The following is a 14846-nucleotide window of genomic DNA, read 5'->3' as shown; positions in this document are numbered from 1 at the left end:
ATGATTGCGGAGAAGTTATGTTCATTTTTAACGTTATCCGCGAAGACTATAAGGTCTTTCTGTCTTCTTTCAAGAACCTCCCTCAACCTCTTTAGGCGTTTTTCAACCACCAGGTATTCCATTACTTAAAAGTTTTATATTTTATCGCTTTTCAAGACGAAGTCAAGAAAAACCGGCATCCCTGATAAAAATCATAAAAATTTACTTAAGTTTATGATGTTTTTGAAAATCAAGGGCTAAGGAATAGCCATTTTTGGCTCCTTCGCAACTGAATAGGGAAATTTAACTCTCACCCTTGATTTTGTAAGGTTAGCGAGGAAGGTCTTGATTCTCAGCGATTCCCCGCAACGAGGGGTTTCGGAAGGCAAATCCTTAAATTTTCCCTGTTGATTTTCAAAGGATAGATTTTAACCCTTGCAATACCCTAAGGTAATTAAGGGATTTTTCCGGGCCTTCAAAAAGGGCTTTTTATTTGAATTTGAAGAGATAAACGAAAACAAAAGGAAAAAAGTTAATCTTCCTTTAGGACCTTGTATACTGCAGAAAAGTCAAGGTTTCCAAGACCTTTTTTTCTTGCGAGGCCGTAGGTTTCCTTAACCGCTGCTGTTGTGAAGGAAAAAACACCGAGTTCCTTTATGAGGTCCTGGGCGTAATGTAGGTCCTTGTAAATGAGGTTCACAGAGAAGTGAGTTGAGAAGTCTTCCTCAAGTAGTTTCTTCTTCTTAACGTCAAGTATGTAGGACTTGCCCGCTCCGTCGTTTAGGATGTTTATTATCGTTTCCTTGTCAAATCCCGCAAGCTCACCGAGGGCTACCGCTTCCGCGAGTATGTCCATAATTCCTCCGAGAACTATGTTGTTAATGAGCTTTGCTTTACTTCCATTTCCTGCTTCCCCGACGTAGTAAATAGCCCTGCAGAACTTCTCAAATAGGGGTTTATTCTCCTCAAACTTTTCTTTATCCCCTCCGACAACTATTGTAAGTTCTCCCTTAAGTGCCGGTATGACACTTCCCAGAACGGGGGCGTCAAGGTAGTAAGATCCGAGCTTCTTAAGTTCTTCGTATGCGGTTTTTGCGTAAGCAAAGTGGTTCGTTGTCATGTCTATAACAGTTTTCCCCTTAATTTCCCCTTTTGTAAGCCCCTCCTTCCCGAATATAACTTCCTCGGATGCTTGGGAATCAAAGACTATAACGAAAACCCTATCCACCCTGTTTATAAGCTCCTTAGGGGAGCTTGCAACTTCCGCATCCGTCTCTTTTGCAAAATCCTCAGCCTTCTTAATAGTTCTATTCCAGACGATTAGCTCAACTCCTTGTTCTATAAGCCTTTTTGCTATAGCCCTTCCCAGATGTCCGAGGCCTATAAATCCTACCTTCATACCTTTATTTTATTAATTCATGGAAGCTTTAAATAAGATAATCTTTTACCATGAGGAGACGAAGCACCATCCCCATAGGCTCGCCCGTTCCTTGGGATACCTTGACTGGGCAAACCAACCTAATCCTTTTAGATTTTGGGAAGGATGCGAGAGGATAGACCTTCCCCTTTTGAAGGACCCCTCTCACCCTTACGAAGCTCTTTACGACTACCGAAAGGTTAACACCGAAAGTTTCACCCTTGAGAGTATAAGTAAGTTCCTTGAGCTTGCACTCGGACTATCCGCCTGGAAGGCAATTCCCGGTTCAAGGTGGTCCGTCAGGATGAACCCCTCAAGCGGAAACCTCCACCCGACAGAGGGTTATTTAATCATTCCTCACTTAGGAAATCTGGAGGGTGTTTTCCATTACAACCCCTTTCTCCATGCCCTTGAAAAAAGGGCAAGTCTTTCACCGGAGCTTTCGGAAAGAATAAAAGATTTTTTCGGAAGTGAGGGCTTTATATTCGTCCTTACAAGTGTTCCCTGGCGGGAAGCCTGGAAATACGGAGAGAGAGCCTACAGGTACTGCCTCCTTGACACGGGGCACGCCATAGGAACGGTAAGGTTCTCCGCAAACCTGAAGGGTTGGAAGGTGAAGTATCTAAATGGCCTTTCGGACCACGATTTAAAGGTTCTCCTTGGCTTTGACAGGGTAAGATGGATAGAAGGGGAGGAAGAGTTTCCGGAATGTGCCTTTTTCGTTTTCCCTAAAGAAGTTGAAGACGTTCCGAGGACCCTGCCCGAGGAAGTAATAAGGGAGTTTAAAAAACTGAGCTTTTACGGAAGGCCCAACGTCCTCAGCAAGGAAAGGGTCATATGGGAGATTATTTACGAAGCTATAAAGGATACCGAAAAGCCGAGAACCGAGGAGTTTAAGTTTATCTACAGAAATCCTTCTCCTCTCAACATAGTTCCCTCTTACATGTCCGCAGAAGAAATAATTAGGAAGAGAAGAAGCGGAATGGCCTACGACGGGAAAACTTACATAAGCGCCGAACTCTTTGTTCACTCACTTGATAAAACGATTCCGAGGGACGATTTCTCTCCCTTTGACGTTGAGATAACCCCTACATTCGTTAACCTTTTTATCTTTGTCCACAGGGTTAAAGGCTTCAGGAGAGGGCTTTACTGCTTTGTGAGAAATGAGAAGATGCTTGAGGAGCTAAAGGCAAATACATCCGAGTTTATATGGGAAAGGGTTTACGAGGATTTTCCCCTATACCTTCTGTATGAAGGAGATTTTAGTGAGATTGCTGGATACATAGCTTGCCAGCAAGACATAGCAAGCGATAGCGCCTTTTCCTTGGGGATGATATCCCTCTTTGAACCCGTTATCAGTAAAAATCCGTGGCTCTACAAACATATTCATTTGGAAGCGGGACTTGTTGGGCAGATCTTATACCTTGAGGCAACAGCTCACAACCTGAACGGAACGGGCATAGGCTGTTTCTTTGACGACGTAATGCACGAACTCCTCGGTATGAAAACGAGAACGTTTCAGGACTTATACCATTTTACCTTCGGGAAAGCGGTTGAGGACCCGAGAATTCAGACGATAGAGCCGTATTTCCACCTGAGGAAGAAGAGGGTGTAAATTATAAAACCTACAAAAGGCAAAGATACCATTAACAAAGCGGATAACCTGTAATCGTTTGTAAGGAAAAGAAAGAAGCTCCATAGCCATACGCCAAGGCTTGAGGAAACCCTCTCGGAAAGAGAAAGGAAAGAGAGCCTTAAAGATACGTTTCCCTTAGGGAAGTTGTTAATCAGGAAAACTCTACCGGTTGTCCAGAGGTGAGAAAGAGAAAGTCCACCAAAAAGTCCGACAAAAAGCAAGGAATCTCTATTCGCAACGTATAGGAGAAGGAGGAATAAGGTCCAGTTAAGAAAACCAAGAGGGTAAACCTTGTTCACACCGAACCTATCCGTAAGAAAACCCCAGAAAACACCACCGAGGATACCTCCCAGTGCGGAAAATCCTATAATCCTGTAAATCTCTGCATTTTCAAGCCCGTAAGCAGCTTTCAGATAAATACTCATTACGGCTATAAGGGTGTTTGCGACCTCGGAAAGGGAGAAGTAAGATATGAGAAAAACTAAGAAACTTTTGTCCCTCAGGAGCTCCGAGAATTTTATAAATCCTTTCTCTTTAGGTTCCTCAAGGGTTAAAGCGGCGGGTAGAAAAAAGAGGAAAAATAAAAAGGCGGTGTATAGGTAAACCGAAGGTTCTTTTAAAAAATTTACAAGAAGTGTTAGGGCAAAAGCGGAGCCGACGTAACCGAAGGATACACCCAAGCCCGAAGCCTTCCCCATCTTCTCAAAGTTCAGTAAAAGGGAGTTGTAAAAAACCATACTTTGCTGATGGAAAAAGAGCATAAGTATAAAAACGAGCAGGGATAGATAGGGGTTTCCGTAAGAGGAGTATATAAGTGCGCAAAATAAAAAAGTTAGAAAACCGAAGAGTGTAAAAGAGTGCTTTCTTAAAGCCTTTTTGTCGGCATACCTACCTATGTAAAGGGTAAAAAGAAAGGTAAGAAAGAAAGAGAGTCCGTAAAGGAATCCGTAAGTTTCGGGGTCTACGTAGCGTGTTATGTAAAGGGGAAAGAAGGTAGAGACAACAAGCGCACCGAGGATGGTCTCTCCCGTATCAAAAAGGGCAAAGGAAATAAGCCTTACCTTCTTCCCAATATCTCAACCTCGCAGGCATCCGAATCTCCGTAGGGGTCCCTCTTGCACTGTTCAAGGGGTATAACCTTCCAGAACTTCTTCAGGTATTCCTCCCAGTTATCAAGAATTTTCTTAGCTTTAGGACTCCGCGTGTAGTTGTAGTGCTTCTCTATGAGGCTTCTCAGCTCTTCTATCTCATCTTCTCCTACGAGTCTTCTCGCGTAAACGTAAGCGTAATTCAGTTTTTCCTCAAGGTCGTTATTCTCGTCAAGGACGTAAGCATATCCCCCTGTCATTCCCGCTCCGAGGTTGTAACCGACTTCTCCGAGGACTACAACTATTCCTCCGGTCATATACTCACAGCAGTGAAGTCCCGCACCTTCCACGACAGCAACCGCTCCGCTGTTTCTTACTGCGAACCTTTCTCCGGCAACACCTGCTGCGTAGAGCTCTCCTCCCGTAGCCCCGTAAAGGCATGTGTTGCCCATTATCACGTTCTTATCGGTTTCCTTTACACCTTCGGGGATTATAACAATTCTTCCACCGAACATTCCCTTACCGACATAGTCGTTTGCGTCCCCTATGAGCGTTAGACTTACACCTTTGTGGTTGAAGGCTCCGAAACTTTGTCCTGCGGTTCCCCTGAACGTGAGTTTTATAGTATCCTCGGGAAGTCCCTTATCACCGTAAAAGAGGGAGATAAAGTAATTAATCTTTGTAGGTATCGTTCTATCAACGTTCCTTATGGTGTATTCCTTCTCAACGGGAATGCCTTCCTCTATGTAGGGGAGGAGGTCCTCAAGTATCTTATCGTTAAAGTTGGGAGCAGGGTTGTCGTTTTTCTCAACAAGACACCTTCTCGGTTCGTTTTCGGGATACTTCTCAAGAAGTGCCTCAACCTTTATCCTCTTTGAACCCGGAAATTCGTCATACCTAACCACTTCAAGAAGGTCAGTTCTTCCTATAATCTCGTCAAGGCTTCTGAATCCCATTTCCGCGAGTATTTCTCTCACTTCCTGGGCAACCGCTCTGAAGTAAGCCATAACGTTCTCAACCTTGCCCTTGAACTTCTTCCTGAAGTTGGGATCCTGTGTAGCCACTCCCGTGGGACACTTGTTCGTGTGGCATATCCTTGCCATAACGCACCCTTCCGCTATCATAGCCGCGGTTCCGAAACCGAACTCCTCCGCACCCATAAGAGCCGCTATTATTACGTCCCTTCCGGTCCTGAATCCTCCGTCAACCCTCACCCTTATCTTATCCCTCAGGTGGTTTTCCATTAAAACCCTTTGGGTTTCGGTAAGACCTATCTCCCAATAGTTCCCTGCGTTCTTTATAGAGATGTAGGGGGATGCTCCTGTTCCTCCTTCCGCTCCGCTTATCTGAACAACGTCCGCGTAGGCCTTCGCAACACCCGCTGCTATGGTTCCAACCCCCCTTTCCGCAACGAGTTTCACACACACCCTCGCAAAGGGGTTTGCCTGTTTCAGGTCGTGTATAAGCTGGGCAAGGTCCTCTATGGAGTATATGTCGTGGTGGGGAGGGGGAGATATCAGCGTAACACCGGGCTGGGAGTGCCTAAGTTTTGCTATGTATTCGTTAACCTTATGTCCGGGGAGCTGTCCACCTTCACCGGGCTTTGCCCCCTGGGCTATCTTTATCTCAAGGTCCTTAGCGGAAGCCAGATAGGTAGGTGTCACACCAAACCTTCCGCTGGCAACCTGTTTTATTGCGGAGTTCTTTATAGTCCAATACCTTTCAGGGTCCTCTCCTCCTTCTCCAGAGTTTGACTTCATACCCAGCCTGTTACAGGCTTCTGCTATTGTCTCGTGGGCTTCCGGTGAAAGAGCACCGAGGGACATACCGCCCGTGACGAAACGTTTCAGTATACTTTCTACGGGCTCAACCTCTTCTATTGGTATGGGCTTTGAAGCCTTCTTGTAAGTGAGAAGGTGTCTTATAAATGTGGGGTGTTGGGAGTTGGCAAGCCTTGAGAACTCCTTATAATCTTCGTAGTTCTTCGTCTGCAGGAACTTGTGAAGTGCTCTTACAACTTGGGGGGACCAGGCGTGATACTCTCCCCCCTTTCTTGCCTTCATATGACCGCCTATGTCAAGCTTGGGTTCTTCAACCTCGTAAGCCGCATTATGTCGCGCAAGTGTAGAGGCCTCTATTTCTTCAAGACCGTCAGCCTCAAGGGTTACGGGTGTTCCGGTAAAGAACTCATCTACAAAGTCTTTGTTAAGGCATATGGTGTCAAATATCTGGGCACCTTGATAGGAGTTAAGGGTTGATATACCCATCTTAGACATAATCTTTAGGAGCCCCTTCTCAAGGGCTTCCTTGTATTTGAATACGGCCTCTTCGTAGGGAAGCTCTATCTCTCCCTTCTCACAGAGCTCGTATATAACCTCGTAAGCAAGATAAGGATAAACCGCACTCGCTCCGTATCCGATCAGGCAGGCTATCTGGTGGCTGTCTCTCGCTTCTCCGGTCTCAACTATGAAGGAAACCTTATGGGCAAGCCCTTGTTTAGCAAGATGCTTCACACACGCGGAAACCGCAAGGAGTGCAGGAATAGCAACCCTGTACTTGCTTATGTATCTGTCCGAGAGTATGATTATGTCCGCACCTTCCCTTACCGCTTCCTCAACCCTCCTCTGGAGGGTTTCTATACCGATCCTCATATCGTTTATGGGTATTTCTTCGTAAAGGGCATCCATTATGAGCTCAGAGATTCTCCTTTCTCCAGCCATATCCTGGAGTTCTACGATGTTGTAACTTCTCTCCTTGGGGTATGCTATGGGAATCCTCACAACCTTAAACCTGTCCTGGTTTTCTATAGCCTTAAGCTGGTAGTCAAGGAGTATAGGAGAGTCTATCTGAAGCCTCTTTGCGTGCTCTTCGGTTTCCTTAAGGAAGTTTCTCTTATAACCAAGGTTCATTCTGAGAGACATAACAGCCTTTTCCCTTATGGGGTCAATGGGTGGGTTCGTAACCTGTGCGAACCTCTGCTTGAAGTATCTGTAAAGAAGCTGGGGTTTTTCGGAAAGGGGCGGTAGGGGTGTGTCGTCTCCCATAGCCCACGTCATTTCGTTCCCGTTCTCCGCCATATACTTTATCTGGTTCTTTATCTCCTCCTCGCTCCAGCCGAAAGCTACGAGCTTCCTTATCCTGTCGGGATCCTCCTTTGGCTTCTCAATCTTGTATTTATCCTCTATCTCCGAGAGTCTTAAGAGGTGTTTATCAAGCCACTCCTTGTAAGGTTTTGAGCTTGCAAGCTCATCAAGTATTTCCTTCGTTTTCTTTATCCTTCCTTCCCCGAGTTCTATTATTATCGTATCTCCGGGTCCGAGCCTTCCCTTTTCAAGAATTTCCCTATCTCCGAGTTCTATCATTCCGACCTCGGAACCGAGAACCACGAGGCCGTCTTTTGTTATCACATACCTTGCAGGTCTGAGTCCGTTTCTGTCAAGGTGTGCACCGATGACCCTTCCGTCCGTAAAGGCTATAGCGGCTGGACCATCCCAAGGTTTCATAAGAAGGGATTCGTACTCAAGGAAAGCCTTTACCTTCTCCGAAAGGCCCGGGACAGTTTCCCACGCGGGAGGAATAAGCATATACATAGCGTGTTCGGGTTTATAACCGACAAGACAGAGCAGCTCAAACACCCTATCAAGGGATGCGGAGTCGCTCTCCTCGTGAGAAACGAGAGGTTTTATCAGCTCCTCTCTGCCTTTCAGAAGTTCGTGCTCAAGCTCGTGCTGGAGGGTAAGCATCCAGTTCCTGTTTCCTTGGATGGTGTTTATCTCTCCGTTATGGGCAAGATACCTTAGGGGTTGAGCAAGTCGCCAGTTGGGTAGCGTATTTGTTGAATACCTCTGGTGGAAAAGAACGAAGGAGGTCTCGTAATCCTCCTCCTTTAGGTCAGGGTAAAAGTTATCAAGCTGGGGAGCTACGAGCATTCCTTTGTAAACTACCGTCCTTGAGGAAAGCGAAGGTATGTAAACCTTCTCGTCATACTTCTTCTCTATCTGTCTTCTGGCAAAGAAAAGTTTTAACTCCCTCTCCTCCTCGGGTATACCTTTAAGGTCAAGGAACAGCTGTTTTATTTTCGGCATAACCTTAAGGGCTACCTCTCCCACCGCATCTTTGTTTACAGGAACGTCCCTCCATCCAACTATCTTTATTCCTTCCTTTATAAAAACTTCTTCTATCTTATCCTCAATAGGCTCGTATAAGAAGAAAACTCCCACGGCAAGGTTGTTTTCGTCCGATAAGCTGTATCCGAGCTTCTCTATCTCTTTCATGAAAAACTTCCTCGGAATTTCGGTAAGTATTCCTGCACCGTCTCCCGTCTTTCCGTCCCCTCCTATGGCACCCCTGTGGGTTAAGTTCTTTACAGCTTCAACACCTTTCCTGAGCATCTCGTGGCTCTTTCTTCCGTATATATCGCATACAAAACCGACACCGCAGCTGTCAAACTCCTGCCACATTCTATCACCCCTTAGAGAGTTTTTAAGTATTAATAATTTAATAGAATTTTTCAGGGAAAATGAGATACTTCCTTTAAAACGCCGTTTTCAAACTCCACTATCCTGTCACACTTACCCAGACTGTAAGGCTTGTGAGCAACCACAAAAAAAGTTCTATCACGAAAATGGTTAAAGAGGTTATCAATAACTTCGATCTCGGTTTTTTCGTCAAGTGCAGATGTAGCTTCGTCAAGGATTATTATCTCGGGATTCTTGAGTATTACCCTTGCTATCGCCAATCTTTGCCTCTCCCCTCCCGATAGGTTTCTCCCCCCTTCCTCAACTTCTTTATCAAGACCCTTCGGGTCCTTAAGAACAAAGTCACATATTGCAAGCTCAAGGGCTCTAATCATTTCTTCCTCACTAGCCTCCGGGTTAGCTATGAGGAGATTATCCCTTACACTTCCTTTGAATATTACTATCTCCTGACTGAGAAAGCCTATTTTTTTTCTGAGGGATGTAATCTCAAAGGAGGAAAGTTCCTTTCCGTCTACGAAAACACCTCCCTCATACTCAACAAGTCTCGGAATTATCCTAACGAAGGTGCTCTTACCGCTTCCCGTGTGCCCCCTGATACCTAATTTTTCCCCTTTCTTAACCTCAAGGGTCACACCCCTCAGTATGTATTTATTCCCCGCCTTCACGCTTACGTTTATGAAGGACATCTTCTCCTTAATACCTTCAAATACTTCCCCTCCTCCCTTTTCCTCGGGAAGGTTGAGGAGCTCCCTTATCCTCTCAAAAACGGGTGCGGAACCCCTCAGGTTCATAGCAGCCTTCTGTAGATCCATTATGGGCTTTTGGATCATAAAAAGGGCTGTTAAGAATGAAACAAAATCCCCCGTAGTTATACTTCCCTGGATTATTCTGTATCCCCCGGCAAGGAGTATAAGTCCCACAGAAAAGTATCCGAAAAGGTAGTTTATAGCAGTATTTCCTATCACGTACAGGTCTATCTTCACGGAAGACCTGAAGAGCCTTTCCGAGAAGTTTTTAAACCTTTCTGTGAAAAATTTCTCCGCAAGGAAGACCTTTATGTTTTCTATACCCCTGAAGGTTTCAGTAAGGGTTTCCGTAAGGCGCGAAACGTTCTTCCTCTGGTTACTAAGGTGCTTCTTCTTTTTTTCGGAAAAGTATTTCGTGAGAAAAGCCATACTCGGAAAGAGCAGGAAGACAAAGAGGGTTAGGGTGAAATCTCTATACACGAGAACACCGAGAAGTGCAAGTATAACGAAGGGTTCCCTCAGAACCTTAGGAACGTAGTCGCTAAAGACCTGTTTAAAGCTTTCTATATCACTCACTACGCGGGATATAAGGTCTCCCGAATGGGTGTATAAAAAGTAATTCAATGGAACTTTTAAGAGTTTTTCGTAAACGTTATTTCTGAGTGTGTTCACGAGCTTTTCCGATGCGTAAGAAAGTGAAAAGGAAGATACAAAAAAACCGAACTCCATAACGAATGCACTAAAAAGTAAAAGGGATGTGTAAATAAAAAGTTCCGATTGGTTTTTAAGGATGAACACGTTGTCAACAACCTTCTTTATAAGCAGGGCTATATACGCAGCACCCGCGGATTGGATAACCGAACCTATAAAAGAAAGAAAAATAAGGGGAATATAAGGTTTTACTACAGATATTAACCACCTTAGGTTGTTCATGTTTGTTCTTGGACTTCCCCGGAAAATACGTCGCTTGAAAGGTTAAGAATCTTAAGTATATCCTTGTAGGGCTTTATTTCCTCTTCAATTTCCCTTTCAAAGGCTTCTTTTCCCACTTTCTCTATTATACTTTCCGAAACCTCCAGAAGTATGTTAAAAAGCCTTCTTTCCTCCCTTTTTGTAAGTGTTCTTACTGCATCAACCTTTCCGTTCTTGAGGTAAATTGCGGGAAACTGTGCAACCCTTTGAGTTAAGATATCTTTCGCTTCCTTAATATCGTATTTGAGGATAAGGTTTTTTACCTTATTCAGAAGAAAGAGGTAAAAGAGGTAGTTCACGTTCCATATGTATATATCCTTATAGAAGAAAACGTAGTCAGTCTTCGGGAAAACAACCCTGTAGTTTTCCTCCCACTTTTTATCCTTCCTAACCGAGAAAAGTTTTCCGTCCTGGAATATGTATATGTAATTTTCTTTCCCGCTTACTATTTTGGCTATACCGTTTTCCTTCAAGCTAAGAAGCGTTAAGAAGAGTTTTCCGAGGGAAATATACTTCCCCTCCGAGGCTATTATCGGCTTTCCTATAAAGGCCTGAGCAAATGTATCCACAAAATCATCGTTAATCTTCACGACACTTGCCTTAAAGTCTCCGTAAAACTCCATGAGGTGATCAAAGATATCAACGGAAGCGGGATAAATTCCGAAAATTTCTCCTCTCTTAAAGAAGGTATATATCTCTTTATCCTTCCCTTCAATCTGCACGAAACCCGTAAAGCCGGAAGCTTTAAGGCTACCGAGTATCTTCAAAAGGTTTATCTGCTTATAATCAACAGACTCCAGTATGTAATCAAGTCCTATTTCCTCAACACTTTCCACCTTCTTTATCTCACTTACCTCTACTTTCCCCTCCTCAAGGTTTTTCTTAAGCTTCCTGAGGTTATCTATAATATCCCCATCCTTTGATAACACCTTAAAAAGGCTTTTTCCGTTGTATTCCTCAAGCTCCGACCTGAACACAACGTTAGTGGTTATGATTAGAGGTAGTATCTCGTCAATCTCTCTTCTCAGAATAGTTGACTTGATTATGATACTTTCCAGCTCCTCGTTAACCTCAAGGAACTCCTTTATAGCGGTTTCCTCTTCAAAGGAAAAGTATCCCTCGGTATCCGATAACAGCTCGGATATAATGAATATAAGTCCGTTTAAGGGATTTTCGGGCTTCTCCTCATAGTTTGAAAAGAATCCTACAATCCTACTTTTCTCTAACTTAAGGGACAGGAAAGTTCCCCTGCTCAAAACATTTAGATACCCCTTTTTAGTCTGAGGTGCCCCCGAGAATAACTCAAGTATGTCCTGTGGTGACTTCAAATCACCGCTTATCATGTATCAGGCTCCCGAAGCGTTTCAGGATTTCCTCAATTATAGTGTTTAAGGTTTCCTCAACTCCTTCACCTCTTAAAGCTACCGACTCAATGTAGGGCTTTCCCAACTTGTTTATTTCCCTCTCAAGAACGTCAACGGGAAGTGCGCTTTTGAGGTCTCTCTTGTTGTATTGAATTACAAGTGGTGTATCCTCAAGGCTCTTTCCGTATAAGGATAAATCCTCGGATAGAAGGTCAAGAAACTCAAGGTTTTCCTTTAACTTCTCCTCGGAGGAGTCAACCACAAAAACTATACCATCCGCACCCCTCATAACCATCTTCCTTATGTCGGAGTATATGTGTTGACCGGGAACCGTATAAAGTATAAACGATGCGGTAAAGTCTCCGACTTTCCTCGTTTCCGTAAACATGTCAAATACAAGAGTTCTTTCTTCCTTTGTATTAAAAGAAAGTATATCTTGTTCCCTTTTTTTGGCTATCTGAATAAGGTTTGTCGTCTTGCCCGCAAGGGCGGGACCGTGATAAACAACTTTAAACTTAACCTGTCTCTTCAAGTGGTCTATTATCACCTCTTTCCCCCCTCTTTATCCTGTATGTATTCACACCTAAACAATTTCTACAAACACTGTTATACTTAGTATATTCCTTTCCGCATTCCTCACATTCCCATATCCTTACGAGTTCAAGAAGCTCACCGTCTTTATCCATTACCTTCTTTAGTTCCTCAAGGTTAATATTAAGTTCCCCTATCTTCTCCTTCATGTTGAGCTTAAGGTAAACGTAATACATAACCTCGTCGGGTATAGCGTGCCTGTAGTTCTCTATAAGGTTAAGAAGTTCGGGAGTAAGAAGGTTTTTCTCTTCCATAATCTTTATGACTTCCGGAAGTATACCGAGCGTGTAAGCTGCCTCAAAAACCTCACCTCCTCCTACCATACTTGAAAGAAGAGCACCCGAAGTTTTTGAAACGGGAAGGTTCCAAAGCTCCTTTAGTATAAGCTCATCTCTCTCCCTCATATACTTTTCCGCAAGTATGGACGCAAGGGCCCTCTCTTCTTTCACCTTTCTTTCCTTTTCAACTTCCTTCAGTATCTCCCTCTGTAAGTCCTCAGCCTTCCCGTAGTCTCCGTAAATCATGTATACGCTTCTTAAGAGTTTTCTCGCCCTTTGGTTTTTCTGGTTTTTCCCGAGGGCATTTTCAAGGAGTATCTTTGCCTCTTCCAGGTCCTTCCTAAAGGTCATCTCGGCTAATGCCGTTTCTGCTATCCCCTTGTTGTAAAGGTCAAGCTGAACGTCAAGACTCTCACCGAACTCCCTCTTGGTCCTTATGTAAAAGGGTAGAAACTCCTCAACGGTTAAGAGCTTTCTCAGGATCTCAAAGGCCTTACCGAGATAGTCTCTCCAAAAGAGATTCAGGAGCTTGTAAACTCTTTCCTCCCTGCTTACTAGAACCCTTTCCCTCAGCTGGTAGTAAATTACGGGAAGCGTGAAACCGAGCCCGGCACTTATGAATACGAGAAGAAACATAGGAAGCTTAACGCTTACGTTGTAAAACCTCACTTCGCCGGGTTGGAGGTTGTAGTAAGTAAATGCTACTACAAAGGCTAAGAATAGGAGTCCTACTAAAGCTTTTACCACACCCATAAAACTTTATTGTATCTCTTTCAATCTTTTTCATCTGAAAATAAAGCAGTACTTAAATACTTCTCACCTCCGTCGGGGAAAACGGTAACTATTACGGCGGATTCTCCCTTTTCTGCAAGCTCCCGGGCAAGAATTATACATGCCCAGAGCGCTGCCCCCGAAGACTGGCCTACAAAGACGGCTTCCTTTCTGGCGAGTTCCTTAGCCCAAAAGTAGGCGTCTTCCGTTTCCACGAAAATCGTTCTATCAAGGAAAGTCTCGTCAAATATACCCGGCTTTATAGAGCTCTCTATATGCTTTAAACCCTCTATACCGTGAAAGGGGTAAGCGGGCTGGACCCCTATCACCTGAATGTTAGGATTGTAAATCTTAAGTCTTCTTCCTGTTCCCATTATAGTCCCGCCCGTTCCTATCCCTGCGACGAAGTGAGTTACCCTTCCCTTCGTCTGGTTCCATATCTCAATACCTGTTGAGTAAAAGTGGGCTCTCCAGTTTGCGGGGTTGTTATACTGGTCAAGGTAAACGTATTTATCGGGATACTTCTCAACGAGCTCCCTTACAAATAGAATAGCCCCATCCGTTCCCTCAAGGGGGTCTGTTAAATAGAGCTTCGCTCCGAACGCCTTTATTATCTTCTTTCTCTCCTCACTTACGTTCGCAGGCATAGCGAGCTCAACGGGTACCCCGAGGGCAGCCCCCACCATAGCAAGGGCTATACCCGTATTTCCCGAGGTAGCGTCTATTACCGTCTTCCCCTCCTTTATAACTCCTCTCTTTAATGCATCAAGAAACATACTGAGAGCGGGTCTGTCTTTTACGGAACCTCCCGGATTAAAACTTTCCAGCTTTGCCCATATCTCTATATTCTCGGGAATGTCCTCCGGTAGAACTTTCTTTATTCTGATAAGAGGAGTGTTCCCTACAAGTTTCAGTATCGTATCCCTTGCCTTTCTGTAAGGCTCGTCGTGCTCCCCTAATACCCACATTTAAAGAAGATTTTAACGGAGTGTTTACTCAACCATGTAAACCTCGGGAAGATTTCTTCCGTATTCTCCCCAATCCAGTCCGTAGCCCACCAGGAACTTGTCGGGAACCTCAAAGCCTATAAAGTCCGCGTTAAAATCCACCTTCCTTCTCTCCTTTTTGTCAAGAAAGACACACGTAAGGAGCTTCTTAGGGTTTTTCAGTTTTAGAAACTCGTAAATTTCTTTCATCGTTAAACCGGTATCAAGTATGTCGTCAACGAGAAGAACCTCCTTTCCTTCTATATCCATATCTATATCCTTAATCACCTTTATAACCCCGCTACTTTCCATAGATTGCCCGTAGCTTGACACCTGCATGAAATCAACGAATACGAACCTATCAAAGGAGCGAACAAGGTCGGAAAGGAAGATAAAAGCACCTTTAAGAAGTCCTACAACGATAACAGGCTCTCTCCACTCAAAGGAGGCCTCTATTTCTTTTGCAAGCTCCCTAACCCTCCTTTTTATATCTTCTTCCTTTATCAAGAGTTTTAACCTTCTTCCCCTTATTTCCTTCAT

General features: G+C 44.2%; 10 protein-coding genes and 1 pseudogene. 1 reads left to right on the top strand and 10 read right to left on the bottom strand.

Translation table 11 applies throughout. The features are described from left to right. Both ACWB1W_RS01575 and ACWB1W_RS01570 read right to left on the bottom strand, forming a co-directional pair. A pseudogene (locus ACWB1W_RS01575) lies at nt 1-122 on the bottom strand (tRNA (guanine-N2)-dimethyltransferase); the annotation flags it as partial. A 389-nt stretch (nt 123-511) separates the two neighbouring features. Then, entirely contained in the window at nt 512-1378 is an 867-nt protein-coding gene (locus tag ACWB1W_RS01570) for an NAD(P)-dependent oxidoreductase (protein WP_479369640.1), read from the bottom strand. A 19-nt stretch (nt 1379-1397) separates the two neighbouring features. On the opposite strand from ACWB1W_RS01570, the gene ACWB1W_RS01565 reads away from it, so the two are divergent. Further along, nucleotides 1398-3011 carry a SagB/ThcOx family dehydrogenase gene (locus ACWB1W_RS01565; RefSeq protein WP_479369639.1) on the top strand — a complete coding sequence of 538 codons (1614 nt, stop codon included), beginning with the start codon at nt 1398-1400 and terminating at the stop codon, nt 3009-3011. On the opposite strand, the gene ACWB1W_RS01560 is transcribed toward ACWB1W_RS01565, so the two are convergent. From ACWB1W_RS01560 to hpt, 8 genes are read right to left on the bottom strand one after another with little or no spacing between them, the layout of a single operon-like run. After that, nucleotides 2966-4051, bottom strand: a complete 1086-nt coding sequence (locus ACWB1W_RS01560; protein ID WP_479369641.1) for an MFS transporter — start codon at nt 4049-4051, stop codon at nt 2966-2968. The two genes, ACWB1W_RS01565 and ACWB1W_RS01560, sit on opposite strands and share 46 nt — an antisense overlap. Before the next feature lie 38 nt (nt 4052-4089). Then, entirely contained in the window at nt 4090-8580 is a 4491-nt protein-coding gene (gltB, locus tag ACWB1W_RS01555) for a glutamate synthase large subunit (protein ID WP_479369638.1), read from the bottom strand. Nucleotides 8581-8630: 50 nt separating this feature from the next. Beyond that, nucleotides 8631-10277, bottom strand: a complete 1647-nt coding sequence (locus tag ACWB1W_RS01550) for an ABC transporter ATP-binding protein (protein WP_479369637.1) — start codon at nt 10275-10277, stop codon at nt 8631-8633. After that, the gene (locus ACWB1W_RS01545) at nt 10274-11659 is read right to left on the bottom strand and encodes a hypothetical protein (protein WP_479369636.1); all 1386 of its coding nucleotides are present in this window, start codon (nt 11657-11659) and stop codon (nt 10274-10276) included. The genes ACWB1W_RS01550 and ACWB1W_RS01545 overlap by 4 nt, the downstream gene beginning before the upstream one ends. Beyond that, nucleotides 11646-12212 (bottom strand): GTP-binding protein, encoded by a 567-nt coding sequence (locus ACWB1W_RS01540; RefSeq protein WP_479369635.1) that lies wholly within the window; start codon nt 12210-12212, stop codon nt 11646-11648. Before ACWB1W_RS01540 ends, ACWB1W_RS01545 begins: the two co-directional genes overlap by 14 nt. After that, on the bottom strand, nt 12196-13302 hold the full coding sequence (locus ACWB1W_RS01535) for a hypothetical protein (RefSeq protein WP_479369634.1): 1107 nt from the start codon (nt 13300-13302) through the stop codon (nt 12196-12198). The genes ACWB1W_RS01540 and ACWB1W_RS01535 overlap by 17 nt, the downstream gene beginning before the upstream one ends. 20 nt (nt 13303-13322) lie before the next feature. Further along, nucleotides 13323-14288 (bottom strand): cysteine synthase B, encoded by a 966-nt coding sequence (cysM, locus tag ACWB1W_RS01530; protein WP_479369633.1) that lies wholly within the window; start codon nt 14286-14288, stop codon nt 13323-13325. 24 nt (nt 14289-14312) lie between these two features. Further along, nucleotides 14313-14846, bottom strand: coding sequence for a hypoxanthine phosphoribosyltransferase (gene hpt / locus ACWB1W_RS01525; RefSeq protein ID WP_479369632.1), 534 nt, complete (start codon nt 14844-14846; stop codon nt 14313-14315).

The sequence above is a fragment of the Aquifex sp. genome (assembly GCF_056494385.1).
The sequence above is the reverse complement of the archived record's forward strand: the minus strand, read 5'-3'. Positions and strand labels throughout refer to the sequence as shown.

What these genes read in the sequence shown, in the direction of transcription:
- ACWB1W_RS01570 (WP_479369640.1), bottom strand. Translation starts at nt 1,378, where the DNA reads ATGAAGGTAGGATTTATAGGCCTCGGACATCTGGGAAGGGCTATAGCA.
- ACWB1W_RS01565 (WP_479369639.1), top strand. Translation starts at nt 1,398, where the DNA reads ATGGAAGCTTTAAATAAGATAATCTTTTACCATGAGGAGACGAAGCAC.
- gltB (WP_479369638.1), bottom strand. Translation starts at nt 8,580, where the DNA reads ATGTGGCAGGAGTTTGACAGCTGCGGTGTCGGTTTTGTATGCGATATA.
- ACWB1W_RS01550 (WP_479369637.1), bottom strand. Translation starts at nt 10,277, where the DNA reads ATGAACAACCTAAGGTGGTTAATATCTGTAGTAAAACCTTATATTCCC.
- ACWB1W_RS01545 (WP_479369636.1), bottom strand. Translation starts at nt 11,659, where the DNA reads ATGATAAGCGGTGATTTGAAGTCACCACAGGACATACTTGAGTTATTC.
- ACWB1W_RS01535 (WP_479369634.1), bottom strand. Translation starts at nt 13,302, where the DNA reads ATGGGTGTGGTAAAAGCTTTAGTAGGACTCCTATTCTTAGCCTTTGTA.
- cysM (WP_479369633.1), bottom strand. Translation starts at nt 14,288, where the DNA reads ATGTGGGTATTAGGGGAGCACGACGAGCCTTACAGAAAGGCAAGGGAT.
- hpt (WP_479369632.1), bottom strand. Translation starts at nt 14,846, where the DNA reads ATGAAGGAAATAAGGGGAAGAAGGTTAAAACTCTTGATAAAGGAAGAA.